This window comes from Streptomyces sp. NPDC047869, assembly GCF_040704065.1.
Classification (GTDB): domain Bacteria; phylum Actinomycetota; class Actinomycetes; order Streptomycetales; family Streptomycetaceae; genus Streptomyces.
Genome location: NZ_JBEYRK010000022.1, coordinates 114,426 through 128,798, shown reverse-complemented (window position 1 = coordinate 128,798; position 14,373 = coordinate 114,426). Strand labels below are relative to the sequence as shown.

At 70.0% G+C, this 14,373-nt stretch carries 13 protein-coding genes and 3 pseudogenes; 9 read left to right on the top strand and 7 right to left on the bottom strand.

Annotation, left to right across the window (positions count from 1 at the left end; all coding sequences use genetic code 11):
* A pseudogene (locus tag AB0924_RS26155) lies at positions 1 to 324 on the bottom strand (cyclase); the annotation flags it as partial.
* Between the two features lie 782 nt (positions 325 to 1,106).
* Here AB0924_RS26155 and AB0924_RS26150 point away from each other — a divergent pair.
* The 3 genes from AB0924_RS26150 to AB0924_RS26140 all read left to right on the top strand — a co-directional run bounded on the left by AB0924_RS26150 (position 1,107) and on the right by AB0924_RS26140 (position 4,117).
* A complete protein-coding gene (locus tag AB0924_RS26150) occupies positions 1,107 to 1,328 on the top strand; it encodes a hypothetical protein (RefSeq protein WP_358940739.1) in 222 nt (73 codons plus the stop codon).
* A gap of 104 nt (positions 1,329 to 1,432) precedes the next feature.
* Positions 1,433 to 1,795 carry a DUF2267 domain-containing protein gene (locus AB0924_RS26145; protein WP_366912668.1) on the top strand — a complete coding sequence of 121 codons (363 nt, stop codon included), beginning with the start codon at positions 1,433 to 1,435 and terminating at the stop codon, positions 1,793 to 1,795.
* A 573-nt stretch (positions 1,796 to 2,368) separates the two neighbouring features.
* Positions 2,369 to 4,117, top strand: a complete 1,749-nt coding sequence (locus tag AB0924_RS26140; protein WP_366912667.1) for a helix-turn-helix domain-containing protein — start codon at positions 2,369 to 2,371, stop codon at positions 4,115 to 4,117.
* Positions 4,118 to 4,154: 37 nt separating this feature from the next.
* Here the strand turns inward: AB0924_RS26140 and AB0924_RS26135 are convergent.
* Together AB0924_RS26135 and AB0924_RS26130 are read right to left on the bottom strand one after the other, a co-directional pair.
* A pseudogene (locus tag AB0924_RS26135) lies at positions 4,155 to 4,256 on the bottom strand (IS5/IS1182 family transposase); the annotation flags it as partial.
* Positions 4,257 to 4,312: 56 nt separating this feature from the next.
* Positions 4,313 to 4,534: pseudogene (locus AB0924_RS26130) on the bottom strand (hypothetical protein); the annotation flags it as partial.
* Positions 4,535 to 4,577: 43 nt separating this feature from the next.
* On the opposite strand from AB0924_RS26130, the gene AB0924_RS26125 reads away from it, so the two are divergent.
* Both AB0924_RS26125 and AB0924_RS26120 read left to right on the top strand, forming a co-directional pair.
* On the top strand, positions 4,578 to 4,940 hold the full coding sequence (locus tag AB0924_RS26125; RefSeq protein ID WP_366912666.1) for a DUF2795 domain-containing protein: 363 nt from the start codon (positions 4,578 to 4,580) through the stop codon (positions 4,938 to 4,940).
* Positions 4,941 to 4,981: 41 nt separating this feature from the next.
* Positions 4,982 to 5,152, top strand: coding sequence for a hypothetical protein (locus tag AB0924_RS26120; protein ID WP_358940244.1), 171 nt, complete (start codon positions 4,982 to 4,984; stop codon positions 5,150 to 5,152).
* A gap of 337 nt (positions 5,153 to 5,489) precedes the next feature.
* Here the strand turns inward: AB0924_RS26120 and AB0924_RS26115 are convergent, their stop codons facing one another.
* Positions 5,490 to 6,914 carry an NAD-dependent succinate-semialdehyde dehydrogenase gene (locus AB0924_RS26115; RefSeq protein ID WP_358940246.1) on the bottom strand — a complete coding sequence of 475 codons (1,425 nt, stop codon included), beginning with the start codon at positions 6,912 to 6,914 and terminating at the stop codon, positions 5,490 to 5,492.
* 362 nt (positions 6,915 to 7,276) lie between these two features.
* On the opposite strand from AB0924_RS26115, the gene AB0924_RS26110 reads away from it, so the two are divergent.
* Positions 7,277 to 7,657, top strand: a complete 381-nt coding sequence (locus tag AB0924_RS26110; protein ID WP_358940243.1) for a DUF2267 domain-containing protein — start codon at positions 7,277 to 7,279, stop codon at positions 7,655 to 7,657.
* A 253-nt stretch (positions 7,658 to 7,910) separates the two neighbouring features.
* Here the strand turns inward: AB0924_RS26110 and AB0924_RS26105 are convergent, their stop codons facing one another.
* Positions 7,911 to 8,801, bottom strand: a complete 891-nt coding sequence (locus tag AB0924_RS26105) for a LysR family transcriptional regulator (RefSeq protein ID WP_358940242.1) — start codon at positions 8,799 to 8,801, stop codon at positions 7,911 to 7,913.
* 266 nt (positions 8,802 to 9,067) lie between these two features.
* Between AB0924_RS26105 and AB0924_RS26100 the strand changes: the two genes are divergently transcribed.
* The 3 genes from AB0924_RS26100 (at position 9,068) to AB0924_RS26090 (ending at position 11,825) form a co-directional block, all read left to right on the top strand.
* A complete protein-coding gene (locus AB0924_RS26100; protein WP_366912665.1) occupies positions 9,068 to 10,255 on the top strand; it encodes an MFS transporter in 1,188 nt (395 codons plus the stop codon).
* 102 nt (positions 10,256 to 10,357) lie between these two features.
* Entirely contained in the window at positions 10,358 to 11,203 is an 846-nt protein-coding gene (locus AB0924_RS26095) for an aldo/keto reductase (protein WP_366912664.1), read from the top strand.
* 13 nt (positions 11,204 to 11,216) lie between these two features.
* Positions 11,217 to 11,825 carry an NAD(P)H-dependent oxidoreductase gene (locus AB0924_RS26090; RefSeq protein ID WP_358940239.1) on the top strand — a complete coding sequence of 203 codons (609 nt, stop codon included), beginning with the start codon at positions 11,217 to 11,219 and terminating at the stop codon, positions 11,823 to 11,825.
* A 41-nt stretch (positions 11,826 to 11,866) separates the two neighbouring features.
* Here AB0924_RS26090 and AB0924_RS26085 read toward each other — a convergent pair whose 3' ends face one another.
* Both AB0924_RS26085 and AB0924_RS26080 read right to left on the bottom strand, forming a co-directional pair.
* Positions 11,867 to 12,922 (bottom strand): LLM class oxidoreductase, encoded by a 1,056-nt coding sequence (locus AB0924_RS26085; RefSeq protein ID WP_358940238.1) that lies wholly within the window; start codon positions 12,920 to 12,922, stop codon positions 11,867 to 11,869.
* Between the two features lie 368 nt (positions 12,923 to 13,290).
* Positions 13,291 to 14,373 carry a glycosyltransferase family 4 protein gene (locus AB0924_RS26080; RefSeq protein ID WP_358940237.1) on the bottom strand — a complete coding sequence of 361 codons (1,083 nt, stop codon included), beginning with the start codon at positions 14,371 to 14,373 and terminating at the stop codon, positions 13,291 to 13,293.

Genomic DNA, 14,373 nt, shown 5'->3' with positions numbered 1-14,373 from the left:
GGCAACGGTGCGGTCGAGGCCGCGACCGTTGTGGTTCCTCAGGGCCCGGGTCAGCATCGTCAGATCCATGAGATCGCCGCCGACGCGGCCCCAGATCCAGGCCGGATGCGGCCGCCCCAGCAGCCCGGTCGCCGCCGCCAGCTCGCGCACACCGACAGCGGTCGTGGCCGCGCGGTGCCGGAAGTCGTCGTCCACACCCAAGGCCCGGGCGAAGCCCGCCGGGGCGACGACCTGAGGCACGCCCAGGAGCGCACTGGCCCAGCCCAGACCACGCACGAGCGGATCGTGTCGAAGGCGGGAGGTGGAACGGGTGTCTGTCTTCATGAGTGCTCCCCACGTGCGGTGAGGTGAACGGAAGGCGGGCCACTTGAGTGAGAAGGTCAAGCGCGCACAGCGGATAACACGGGAGTTTCCGCGTGACTCGCACCCAATCCTCAGATTGCGGACCGAACCGGCGCGGCCGTCCGGTCGCGGCGCGGACGTGACGCAAGCCCTGGGCTTGGCAAGCGTCCTCACCGGCGAGAGCCCTGAGCGATCTCCGTCGGCGCGCCCGGATCCGCCAGGAGAGCCCACGACCGTAACGCACTGCATAGGGCCACGATTGCGTGCGCCACCGGGAGCAACGGCTCAGTCCGCGCCCACTGCGCGCCACTCAACGGCGCATCCGGACCGACGATCCGTCAAAAGAAGGGCTTTGCCAGGCGCAATGGCACGCGTCAACCGGCTCTGACTCCTGTTCACCGGCCCCGCCCACTCGCTCGCTGGTGTTCACCACCGCGGCGTTCGGCCCTGTGTTCGACGGTCCAGCGGTGATGGTCCAGGCGGGGCGAGGACTCAATGCCCTTGCGGACGATGCCGTCCCCGGTGCCGCGTCCGCGTCACCATCGCCGCAGGTGGTCGCAGTCGTACCCCGAATCGGAGGTGACGTCCTGCAGCGCGTCCAGCACGTCCGTACGCTTGTGGACATGCCTCCTCCTCAGCTGTAGTCCAGGGGCACTTCGTACCGGCTTGTGCCACCCGTGGCGTTCCCGGAAAAAGCGGCCGACGGGGACGTCAAAGCATTTCGGGGAATGCTGCGCCCAGCGGCCGAATCCAGGGGAGATCACATGCCCGGCAATAAGGAACGTGCCACCCTGCGCGCCGCGGCTCAGGCCGCCGAACAAGTCCTGGCGAACGTCGCCGAGCGGGCCGAGCACGCCGAGCGCCAGTACCCGCAAGACCCGTACGCCCAGCGCGTCGCCGAGGTAGGGATGCTCACCGGTGCGTTGAGGGCCCTGTTGGACGCGGTGCGCCCCTTTACCGAGGAAAGGGAAGAGGACGGGCGGTGACCGGCGCTTTCGGCACCGGCCGCGAGGTTGGCGCCGGCATTTCGTTCACCGTTTCGGGTAGTGCATGCGCGGTACCTGTCACACGTCGGAGGATTGGAGACGCCATGGACAGCGACGACTTCATCCGGCTCGTAAGCCGGCGGGCCCACGTGCCCGAGGAGCAGGCTGGAGAGCTGACCCGGGCCACGATGCTGACGCTGGGCGAGCGGATCACCGGCGGCGAGGCCAGGCACTTGGCCGGCGTCCTGCCCGCCGAGATCGCCCCGCCGCTGGTCCCACCGGAGGATGTCGCCGAAAAATTCGGCGTTGACGAGTTCGTCCGGCGAGTGAGTGAGCGTGCAGGCGTCGGTGAGACCGTGGCGCGCAGGGGCGTTGCGGCGGTTTTCATGACTCTGGGAGAGGCCGTCCCCGGCGCGGAGTTCCAGGATGTGATGTCGCAACTGCCGAACGAGTTCCAGAACCTCTAGCTCGGGCATCCCGGCGCCCCCAACACGGCTGGGCGCAGCCGATGAAAATCGCTCGCTCGCAAGCACTTCTTTGACACCCACCTGGCCGTTGGGAGGCTGCCGGCTTCCGGGTCCTGGGTGAGGGGGAGGAGTCACAACAACCCGTTTCGGTCATCTCGTGGCTCCCTCCCCGGAGGGCCCGACCGGTTCTGGACCGTTGTCCCTCACCGCCGGGCTCCTCGGCTCAACGACCGCCGCTCTATTTGCTCTCGGTGATCCGGATGTGAAGGGGCTTGGTGATCTACGCCTTGCGGACGGTGACCGCGAGCACACTCAGCGGGGCCGACCATGCGGCAGGGACCGCACCAGGTGGCCACGCCGGGTTTCTGCCGGTGCGCACGGAGAGTCCCGAGCACTCCCCAGGGTGACGAACCGGGTGGCTGCACGCCTGCGTCTGGCGAGTCAGGAATGCACCGGTCCGGTCGCCCCACGAGTACAAGAGAAACAATCCACACATCTCGGGTAAGTCGGCCCGGGAGCGGGTACGCGACATGCCGCTCGGCTCCTGAAGGCTTCGAGGGACGGAGTGATCCCATGGTCGGCAGTCGGGCGCACAGCCTGTACCACCACAGCGCCGGGCGGCACCCCCCAGTCTCACGCAGAGGGCCCCGCGCGCCCGCTCGCACCCCAGCCGACCATGCCCTCCACGAACTGGTCGCGCTCTGCCGCGCCCTGTTCGGCACTCCGGACGAAGTCGAGATTCTCCGCCTGGCGATGGACCACGTAGCCGCCGCGGGGCCCTACAGCGCGGAGGCCGGATACCTGAAGGTGGGCGGTGACCTGGTTCCCAGTCCGAGGGACGGGCAGATGCCTGCCTTGGCCGTGAGCCGGAGGGTGCGGGAGCTGGCCGGGCAGGACGGCAACGTGACCGTACCCGGCAGGCCCTGGGGCCGGGCCCTGGGGCTGCGCGGACCTGGGGGACTCCACGGCTACCTTGTCGTGACGTCCCGCTCCCGGCCCACCGAGGCCGAGCGATTTCTGCTCGCCACGCTCGTCCGGCACACCGCTGCTGCACTGTCAGTCGCTTTCGCACATCGCCGCCGACGCGAGGACGCGCTGGAGCTGCGCCGACTGAGGGAGGAACGCACGGCCCTCCAGCGGCAGCTGATCTCTGTGGTGGCTGAGCTGGGTTACGAGCGAGCCGTTCACGCGTTCATGGCCGACGTCGCTGCCTCGGGTGGCGGCGAGGAAGCTGTCACCCGCGCACTCCACAGACTCACTGGACTTCCCGCGCTGGTCGAGGACCGCTTCGGTCGGCTGAGGACTTGGACCGGCCCCGGCCGCCCTGACCCCTATCCCGAACCGGACCCCTTCCGTCAGGACGAAATGCTGCACGCCGTAGCGAGAGAGGCCGGGGCGGTGCGGATAAAGGACCGACTGGTCACCCTCGTCCGCCCGCACGGCGACATCCTGGGCGTGCTGGCGCTGGTCGATACCCGGGACGAGGCCGACGAGCACACCGTGCTCGCGCTTGGACACGCCGCCACGTCGCTCGCCCTGGAGCTGGCGCACCTGCGCAATCTGGCCGAAGTCGAGCTGAGGCTGCACCGCGAGCTGGTGGACGACCTCCTGGCAGGGACGGACGAGGCGAGCGCCTACGCCCGGTCCGAGGCAGTCGGACACGACCTGCACCGCAGCCACTACGTCGTCGTGGTGCAGTGGTCGAACCGGACCGCCGACGATTCCTTCGCACAGACCGTGGGGCGGGCGGCCTCTGCGGTGGGCATGCGCTCGCTGCTGACCCGACGCTCCGACCACGTCGTCCTGGTCGCCGGCGACAGGCCGCACGCCCACGCGCTCTACGAGGCGCTCGCCCGGGAGACCGGGACCCGGTCCGGGACGATCGGGGTGAGCGGCCCTTGTGACTCCGTGGATGAGATCCCCCACCGCTACCAGGAGGCGCAGCGCGCCCTGGAAGCGCGCCACCATTCCCGCGAGCGCTACGGCACGTCGTTCTTCGACGAGCTGGGCCTCTACCGCATTCTGGGACCAGGCAGCGGTCGCCGGGAACTGGAGACGTTCGTCCAGGAGTGGCTCGGGCAGCTCATCGACTACGACTCCCGGCACCACGCGACCATGGTGGAGACCCTGTCCCGGTACTTCGACTGCGGCGGCAACTACGACGAGACCGCAGAATCCCTCGCCATCCACCGCAGCACGCTGCGCTATCGGCTCCAGCGCATCCGCGACATCAGCGGCAACGACCTCGCGAACGTCGAGGACCGGCTGAACCTCCAGGTGGCGACCCGAGTGTGGAAGATCATGCTGGGCGGGCCCGGCTGACGCCTCGGCGGCGGAGGAGCATCTGGGCCGCGCCGTGGATGCCGGGACGGCCGGCAGCGACCTGGTCGAGCAGCCGGGTGCCGGCTGCGGAGTCCCGGATACCGGCCGCGGTGACCAGCACCGCCAGGAGGAGGCCGATACGTCCGTGCGCAGCCAGCTCTTCAGCGGCTCGGGCAGCGGCTCCGCGAGGTCCTGGGCCTCTCCGCCGCTGATCCGGTCGGCGAGCACCTCAAAGGTGGCGCATGTGAGGCGAATCGCGTTGGTAGCACCTTCGAATCCAGAAGGCCTTCCGGACCACTGGGCCGGCAAGAGTGTCTGAAATGTTCGACGAAATCGGCTGACGTGATGCGCGTCCCGTGTCCCGCGCCGCCCTCTGGGCACTCGGCTCTCACTCGGAATGAATGGGTGTATGGACATGGAACGAGGCAGCAACCCGGTCGGTCCCCGTAAGGACGACGAGATGAAGCACGAGCTGGAAGGGCAGCTGCGTGCCGGTCGGCCCACGCACGTGGAGGAGGCCACCGACCCCGAGCCGCCGGCCGACGACGACATCCGTGTCGACCCGGGTGGCCCCGTCCCGCCACCCGGTGAGGAACGTGAACAGGCCCGGGCAGCCGCCGAAGCGGACTCCCTGCGGCTCGAGCTGGCGCGCCACCTGGAGCGCAAGGCATTCCCGACCGACCGCCAGGGGCTGCTGGATGTCCTCGAAGCTCACCACGCGCCGGACCCCGTGTTGGAGGCGGTGCGGCAACTCCCGGAAAGCGGCGAGTACGCCAATGTGACCGAGGTTGTCGAGGCGCTCGGCGGCGAGCCCACGGCGTGAATCGTCCGCCCGGTAGACAAGCAAAGGAGTAGTCAGTAGTCATGACCGTTGCCGAGGAGAACCGCCCGAAGACGACCTCTACCGACGACGTCATGGACACATCTGACGAGACGACATCCGGCGGGCAGGACAACGGTGCCAGCGGGCGCACCACGGGGGAAGCGACGGAGGAAGCCGGACTCAGCTCGGACGGCGTGCGCGACGAAACCTGACCCGGTCCGCCAGGTGACTTCCTCGCCGGTGCGCGGGGAACGCAGGCAGGGGCCATCGGCCTGGCAGTAGTGCTTGGTCTGGGGCAGCGTCCGCCAGTTGCTGCAGCAGCCACTGAGTGAGGCCGAGATCCCCGTACTGCGAAGTGAGAAGCGGACGGCACGCCGAGCAGGTCCACGACCTGTTACGTGACAAGACCCGCCGGGCCCACGGCCGCAGCGCACGGCTGCACGACACCACCGCGTCCGGCGAGCCGCTGCTGTAGCCGCTCGGACGCCAGCCTGTGCCGCACCCGCACCACCAGCTCGCCATGGAGAGCGCGATCGACCGGCTCGTAGGTCAGCCCAGCACTTCTTCGATCGGGGCGTCGGCGTCCACGTAGCGCACGAGCTTGCGGTTCGCGAATTCCACGATGCCCACGTCGCCGAGTTCGCGCCCGTAGCCGGAACGCTTGATGCCGCCGAAGGGCAGCTCCGGTCGGGACGCGGTCGGGTGGTTGATCCACACCATGCCCGCCTCCAGCCGGTCCGCGACCCCGCGAGCACGTTCCGGGTCGGCGGCGAAGACCGCGCCTCCCAGGCCGTAGGGGGAGGTGTTGGCCAGTGCTACGGCCTCGTCCTCGTCGGCGACCCGGTAGACCGTGGCGACGGGGCCGAAGAGCTCTTCCCGGTAGGCCCGCATGTCCGGTGTGACGTCGGTGAGAAGGGTCGGCTCGACGAAGGCGCCCGGCAGGTCGGGCCGCCCGCCGCCCAGCACCACCGTGGCTCCCTTGTCCACCGCGTCACGAACCTGCTCCATCAGGAGTTCGGCCGCGGCCTCGGAGGACAGCGGGCCGAGCGTGGTGGCGGGGTCGACCGGATCTCCCGGTTGCACCTCGCTCATCCGGTCACGCAGCCCGGTGAGGAAGGCGTCGTAGACGTCGGCAAGGACGATGAAGCGCTTGGCCGCCACGCAGCACTGCCCGGTGTTGCCCATCCGGCCGAGGAACGCGGCGTACACGGTGCGCTCGATGTTGTGACCATCCAGCACGACGAAGGGATCACTGCCACCCAGTTCGAGGACGGACTTTTTGACATTGCGGCCGGCGATCTCGCCCAAGCTCACGCCCGCCCGCTCGCTTCCGGTCAGTGACGCTCCCTGCACACGAGAGTCATCAATGATTTTCCCGACGTCTTTGCCCCGCACGAAAAGATTGGTGTAGACCCCGGTTGGCACACCCGCATCCGTGAACAGCTGCTCGAGTGCCAGTGCGGACTGGGGGCAGCTACTCGCGTGCTTGAGGAGGATCGTGTTGCCGAGGACGAGGTTCGGACCCGCGAATCGGACCACCTGGTACAGCGGGAAGTTCCACGGCATCACACCGAGAAGGACACCGAGCGGCTCGTTCACCAGCAAGGCCGTGCCCTCGGGCACCGGCAGGGGTCGTTCTTCCAGCAACTCGGGGCCGTGGTCGCCGTAGTAGGTGAGGATGTCGGACGCGAGGTCGACCTCCGCACGGCTCGAGTTGATCAGCTTGCCGACCTCGAGGGTCAGGAGGTGGGCCAGTTCCTCCTTGCGCTCCCTCATGAGCCGGCCGGCGCGTTGCACGAGAGCCCCCCGGTCGGCCGTCGACCGGGCACGCCAGTTCGGAAAGCTGCAGTGCGCCCTGTCGATCGCACGTTCTACGTCCTCCGCGCTCAGCGCCGGGAACTCACGAACCCTTTCACCGGTGTACGGGTTGACCGTGGCGATGGGGCTTCCCTGGGCAGTGGCATGGGCGTCCATGACGCCTCCCTGGAGTCGGGGCCCCTCGGGTTTCCACGCTCGGACCCGCTCACACGTGCTGATCGTCCCTTGCCACGGCAAGCTGTGGTACCCGGGTCCTCTGTGGTTCACGTCGAATGCGCAGAGTCGCCGCCCGAGTTCGGCTACGTCGGCGCTCTCACGGTGTGCCTCTTCGCCTGGGTTCAATACGACGAGCTCAACCTGGCCGGCGAGGCCCCGTACACCGCGGTGCGCCGGAGGCGTCAAGCCGTGGGTGGTCGTGGTCCCCACCGTCCGTGCGCGGGCGCGGGCCGGGTCGGCGTGGCAGGCTTGCAGGGGGTCCGCGCCGTTCGTCGCAACACAGCAGCGAAGGAGGACGACTCATGGATGAGCAGGAATTCGTCCGTACCGTCGCCGAGCGCACCGGACTGGGCCGAGAGGAGGCGGCGGACCTGACCTGGGCCACGCTCGAGACGCTGGCCCACAGGCTGAGCCCGGGGGAGGCCAGGGACCTGGTCACCGAGCTCCCCGAGGGCCTCGCGGACGCGGTGCGCCGGGGAACCACGGACCGCATCGAGCGGTTCGGCCACTACGACAGCGTGCGGCGCGTGGCCGAACGCACCATGCTCAAGGAGGAGGAAGCCGACCGGGGTGTGCGGACCGTACTGGCCGTGCTCCGGGAGGCGATCAGCGAGAAGGAGTTCAACGACCTGATGTCGCAGCTCGGAACGGACTTCTCCCAGGCCCTCGAATCCGCCGGGTGACCCCGGGGCCTTCGGCACGGCGCCCGTGTCAGGCGCCAGCGGCCCGGACGCTGCGGGTGCGCCGGGGCGCGGTGGGTGATTTATCCGCGGAACGCCGGTCCCTCGCGGCCGCCATGGCGCGAGGCGCACACGAAGGTGTGGTCATGGCGGCTGACGTGCCCAAGACCCTGCCGGCAGATGTCGCGGCCGGAGCGAGGCGGACTCAGGGGGCCGGACACCACCGACGGGTGACGCCCGGGCCGCAGCCCGGGCGTCACAGGGCGATGACATGGAGGTCGACCAGGTCGAGCAGCGCCCCCAGGGCCGAGCTGGGCCGCCGGGTCGACGACGTGCCGAGGTGCATGCTCCAGCGGAGCACGGTGTCGTGGACGTCCAGGACGTGCAGGCCGGGGGTGCGGGCAACGGCGAACGCGGGCAGGAAGGCGATGCCCAGACCGTGCCGGACCAGTGCCGCCCCCATGTCGATGTCGGGCACTTCCAGTGCCACCCGGCGTACGACGCCCGCCGCCGCGAACGCCCGGTCGACCACCTCGCGGTTGCCGTAGCCCGGCGGGAAGTCCACGAAGGGCTCCCCCGCGAGGTCCGCAAGTGCCACCCGTCCCCGCTGCGCGAGCGGATGGGCGGCGCTCACCACCAGGACGAGCGGCACGGTGGCCAGCTCCCGTGCGTCGATCCCGGCGGGCTTGCGTTCGGGCAGCGACAGGAAGGCCACGTCAAGGTCCCCGCTGAGCAGCGCGTGCGCCAGTCCCGCCGAGCCGGCCGTCGCCAGCCGCAGCCGGACGTCGATCGCCGGATGCCGCGCGTGCAACTGCCCGAGGAGCGCAGGCAGGTCCACCACCTCGACCGAGGCCATGGCGCCCACGTTCACCGTGCCGCGCAGCGTGTCCTGTGCGGCACGCACGGCGTCCTGGGCCGCCTGGGCGGCGTGCAGGGTGGCCCGAGCCTCCGGCAGCAGCGCCGCACCCGCCCCGGTGAGCCGGACCTGCTGCGACGTGCGCTCGAACAGTGCGCAGCCGAGCTCGCGCTCCAGAGAGCGGATCGCGGCGGACACCCCCGACTGCACCACGTGCAGCCGCCGGGCGGCACGCGTGAAACTCAGCTCCTCGGCGACCGCGATGAAGTGCTCCAGCTGACGTAGCTCCACCCGAGAAGTATCACTCACAATGCTGGAGCCCAGCAAAAACATTCGTTGGCGCTGATTCTGGCTGGTGAGCAGGATGGAAAGCGCCATCCGCTTCCGCTCGAGGAGGGGTACCCCTGCCTGCCGTTCCGACGCCGTTGAGCCATCGCCCAGCCGACGCTCCCGACGACCCGACCCACCGGATCCCAGCACCTGCTCCCGCCGACCTGCCGCCCCGCGCCCCCGCTCGGCACCGTGCCTCGCACGCGACCGGCTTTTGGTTCGTGGCGGTGGCCTTCACCGTGCTGATGGCCTTCGGCACCGCGCCGACCCCGCTGTGGCCGCTGTACGAGGCCCGGGACCACTTCGGCGCGACCACGGTCACGGTGGCGTACGCCTCGATGGTCGTGGGGGCAGCGGCGGCCTTCCTCGGACTGGGACACCTGTCGGACCGGCTCGGCCGGCGGCGCATCATCGTCCCGGCGCTGCTGGTCGGCATCGTCGCGTCGGTCGTACTGATCGTGTGGCGGGACCTGCCGGGGCTGATCGCGGGCAGGATCCTGAACGGTGTCGGACTGGGGCTGATGGCCTCGACCGCGACGACGTACCTGCACGACCTCCACCACGAGGTCCGTCCGGAACGGACGGGTTCGGTGCTGCCCGGCATCGTGGCCACCGCCGCCAACCTCGGCGGCCTGGCCTCAGGGCCCCTGGTCGCCGGAGCCGCCGCCGAATGGCTCCCCATGCCCCTGATCACGGCCCAGGCGATCTTCACGCTCGCCATGGCAGTATGCCTGGCGCTGGTGCTGTGCACCCCGGAGACCGTGGACCTGGAGTTGCCCGCGGCTCAACCGCCCAGCAGGTTCGTCCTGCGTCCAGGCGGCCGACGGGCGTTCGGCGCGGCCGGCGCGCTGGGCGCCTTCGCCTTCGCGATCCTCGGCCTGATCTCCTCCCTCGGGGCGAGCGTGCTCCACGGCACCCTGCACACCGACTCGCACCTCATGGTCGGCCTGGCGGCCTTCCTCATGTTCGGTTCCGCGGCGGCCGCCCAGCTGGTGCTGGGCCGCCTCCCACTGCCCCGGCTCCTGACCGTGGGGGCAGTGGTCTTTCCGGTCGGCCTCGTCCTGTGCGCCGTCGCCCTCTACCACCCCGCGCTCTGGCTCTACCTGGTCGCCGTGTCCCTGTCAGGAGCCGGCTCCGGGCTGCTCTTCAAGGGAGGAGTCGAACGTGCCGGTTCAGTGGCCGAGCCCGCCTCACGCGCGGGGGTCCTCGCCGTGTTCTTCGTCGTCGCGTACCTGGGAATGGGCCTGCCCTCCGTCCTGTTCAGCATCGCCCTGCGGCACTTCGCCGTGCAGACCGCGATGATCGGCTTCGCGGCGGTCCTCTCCTGCGGAGCCGTTGTGTCGGTCGCCGTCGCGTTGCGCGACCGCGCACCCGGTCCCGGCGAGCTCTCGGCGCAGTCCGCTCGCCCCTCCTGACCGTTCTGCGGCGCATGCGACACCGGTTGTCTGGGAGGCGCGGACCTGGGCACCCGGTACGGGTGCGCGTGACACGGATTCGCGGCGGACGGGAGGCCCGAGATGTCTGCGGAATCGGCCAGAACGATCGCGCTCCCCGCCGGTGAGGAGATCGCGGCGCTCGGGCAGGGCACCTGGTACCTGGGCGAGGACCCGGCCCGGCGTGAACAGGAGATCGCCGCGCTGCGGCTGGGCGTGGACCTGGGCATGACCGTCGTCGACACGGCGGAGATGTACGGCGACGGCGCAGCCGAGGAGCTCGTCGGGGAGGCCCTCCGGGGACGCCGGGAGGAGGTCTTCCTCGTCAGCAAGGTGCTGCCCCGCCACGCCGACCGGAAGGGCACCGTCGCCGCCTGCGAGGGCAGCCTGCGGCGGCTCCGTACGGAACGGCTGGACCTCTACCTGCTGCACTGGCGGGGACGGTGGCCGCTCGAGGAGACCCTTGCGGGATTCACCGACCTGATGGAGACGGAGAAGATCCGTTACTGGGGCGTGAGCAATCTCGACGTCGCCGACATGGTCGAGCTGATGGCCCTCCCCGGCGGCGACGCCGTGGCCGTCGACCAGGTGTTGTACAACCTCTCCCGGCGCGGCATCGAGTGGGATCTTCTCCCCTGGTGCCGTGAGGCCGGGGTGACGGTCATGTCCTACTCCCCGATCGAGCAGGGGCGGCTGCTGAAGGTCGAGGCTTTGGGTGCCGTGGCCCGGGCGCTCGGAGCTACGCCGGCCCAGGTGGCACTCGCCTGGGTGCTGGAACAGGGGGTGGCCGCGATCCCGCGTTCCGGATCACCCGACCACGTGCGGGAGAACCGCGGCGCGCTGGACCTCCACCTTCCCACCGAGGCGCTCGACGCCCTCGACGAGGCGTTCCCGCCGCCCCGCGGGCCCACGCCCCTGGAGATGCTCTGAAGGAGTTGACAGGATGGCGCGCCCACTCGTCGTCGGAATGGGAGGTTCGCTGCGCACTCCGTCGACCAGCCTCACCGCACTGTGTGTGGCGGTCGAGGGGGCGGCCGATGCGGGCGCCGACACCCAGATGATCGATCTCAAGCGGCTGAATCTCCCGTTCTACACGTCCGAGCACGGGATCCCCGCGTCCGCCCGCCGGCTTGCGGACAGCGTTCAGGCCGCCGACGCCCTGCTGTGGAGCAGCCCGACATACCACGGGTCGGTCAGCGGCGCGTTCAAGAACGCGGTGGACTGGCTCGCCCTCCTGGCCGACCACGACCCGCCCTACCTCAGCAACAAACCCGTGGGGATGCTGACGACCGCCGGTGGAGTGCAGGGCCTGCAGGCGATCAATGCGATGGAGTTCATCGTGCGGTCGTTGCGCGGCTGGGCCGTGCCGCTGGTGTTCGCGGTCCCGCGGTCCTCCCGGGTCTTCGACGGCGACGGACGCCTCACCGACCAGGCGGTCGCGGACCAATTGCGCGGCCTCGGCGCGGAGGTGACCAGGGCGGCCCTGCAGTTCCGGGCGGAGGGCACGTGCGACTACGCGCAGGAGCGGCCGTCCGGGGCCGTCCGGGACTGACCCCGGCCCTGTCACGCAGGGGGCGCCGGGGTCGTGGTTCCTCAGGGCCCGGTCCGCTCCACGGGCCGCCGGTGCTCGCCGCGCGCCCCGGAGCGCCCGGGTGGGAAGTGCGGCAGCACGTGTTCGGCCAGTTCGTCAATCACTTCGGCGACCGGACGGCGGCTGTGCTTGAAGTTGATCATCAGCTGGTCGATGCCGATGTCCTGCCAGGCCCGCATCATCGCCAGGAACGACACCCGGCCCACCGAGAAGCCCTGGTGGATGCGCCGGGGCAGGGCCAGCGGGTCCTCGGTCAGATCCAGATAGGTGGCCTGCGCGTACGGCTTGGACCCACCGCCATCGCCCCGGGTCAGCTCCCGCCACCGCTCGATGTTCTCGGCCTGCTGCTGGAGCGGCGGGGTGTAGTACAGCCAGCCGTCCGTGTTGTCGGCGATCCACCGGACGTCCTGCCTGCCACGTCCCGTCATCAGTACGGGGATCCGCCGGTACACCGGCTTGGGCAGCAGATCGGTGTCGCGCATCCGGCCGAGCGGCGACTCCACGTGCGGGAAACGGTGCTCGAGGACGACACGGAAGTACTCCAGCGACTGCCGGAACCTCTCGGCCCGGCTGCCCAGGTCCTGACCGAAGGCCGGGAACTCCACGGGCCGGTCACCGGTGGCCACCCCGAGCAGGAGGCGTCCGCCTGACAGCTGGTCCACCGAGGCGGCCGCCTTGGCGGTGTGCAATGGATGCCGCAGCGGCATGACGATGCTGGCGGTTCCCAGCGTGATCGAGGTGGTGCGGGCACTGAGCTGCCCCAGGTACACCCAAGGGTCGAAGACCTGCCCGGCGTCCCCGAAGCTGGGGTCCAGCAGCGGCACGTCACGGACCCATACCGAGGCGAAGCCGGCCCGCTCGGCCTGCTGGATCCGCTCGATGTGCCCGGCCAGGGACGGCACGGGTCCTTCGAAGCCCTCCAGGGGCGTGATGGCGCCCACGGTCATCCTGCCGCCGGGATACGCCCTGGCCATGGCCGCGTGCTCGGAGAACGGCCGCTGCGCCCCGCCTTCGACGTCCACGGGTGCGTCGGCTGAGGGAACTGTCGGTTGTGTCATGCGATCCTCCGGCGTATAGGCCGTGTCCGGGTCCGGGTCCGTATCCGTGCCCTGCGCCGTGCTGGGGCGCGTCGTTCCGGGACCCGTGACGCCCGCCGAGGCGGCGGGTTCCCATGCCGCCGAGGGCAAATCCGTGACGGCCCGGCAATTGCCGAACTCGCCTCGACGAGTGGTCACCGCTACTGCTGGACCACCTGTTCCCATGCTCTTGTGGTTTTGCCAGATGTCTGCGGCCGGTGCGAGGACACCGCCGGGCGACGCGGGCGGCGGCGCCCTCGAAGGTTCGGCTGCCGTGCTCTTTCAGGTCGAGACGGCCCTTGAGGGTGTCGTCGACCGAGTCGATCAGCTGCCGCACGGACTCGTACAGGTCAGTGGTGTTGTCGGCGCCCTGAGGCGGCCGGCGCCGGTTGGGTCTGGTGGCAGGCCAGCAAGTGATAGAGCGCCTGGTACGCGCAGGCCATGTTCAGGGTGTCGAACCGTTGGCGTACTCGTTCCCGGCAGGCCCGCGGAGAGAGACGGTCGACAGACCAGAGTGCGGCGGGCAGTTGTTCGGGCCGGTCGCAGATGAAGCCGGTGACGCCGTCATCGATGATTTCCGGTACTGAGCCGCGGCGCAGGGCGACGACTGGTGTGCCGCAGGCCATGGCCTCCACCATGACCATGCCGAAGGGCTCCTCCCAACAGATGGGGAAGACAAGGCACCGGGCGTAGGCGAGCAGGTCGAGTTTGGTGTCGTGATCGGCTTCGCCGATCCATCGGGCGTCCTCGCCCAGCCGGGGCACGATCTCTGCGTCGACATAGGGGCGCTCCGCCGGGTCGTTGCAGGCGCCGGCGACGACGATCGGCATGTCCGCCTGGCGGGCAGCGTCAATGGCCAGGTGGACTCCCTTGTCCGCGGCGAGTCGGCCGAGGAAAACGGCGTGACGGCCCTTTTGGATGCGGTACGGGTAGTCGGCGGTGCGTACCGCGTTGTATATCTGGCCGGACCACGGGATGTCCGGGGCCTGCGCCTGCTGGGCTCGGGAGAGGGCCACCAGATGCACCGTGTCGCCCAGGGCGCGATAGTACTCGCCGGTTACTCCGGTAACGGGTCCGTGCGCGGTCACCACGGTGGGGGCGCGGCGTCGACGTGCCTGGAGGGGGCCCGCGGTGCTGTGGTCGTGGATGATGTCGGGACGCAGAGAGACCAGAGTTCTGGCCGCTCGTGCGGCATGCACCACTTCCGGCCCGACAGTTCCCAGGCGGTCGCCCTGGGGGGTTTCGTAGGTGGCGACGAAGCGGCCCAGGGTTCCGTTGCGTCCCACGCCGATGACGGTGACCCGGTGGCCCAATTCAACGAGCCCGTCGACCAGGGCCGCGCACATCGCCTCGGTCCCTCCGTAGCCGGCCGGCGGGAGTTCGAACCAGGGCGTCGAGATCATCGCGATGTGCAGCGAGGGGGTGCCGGGCAT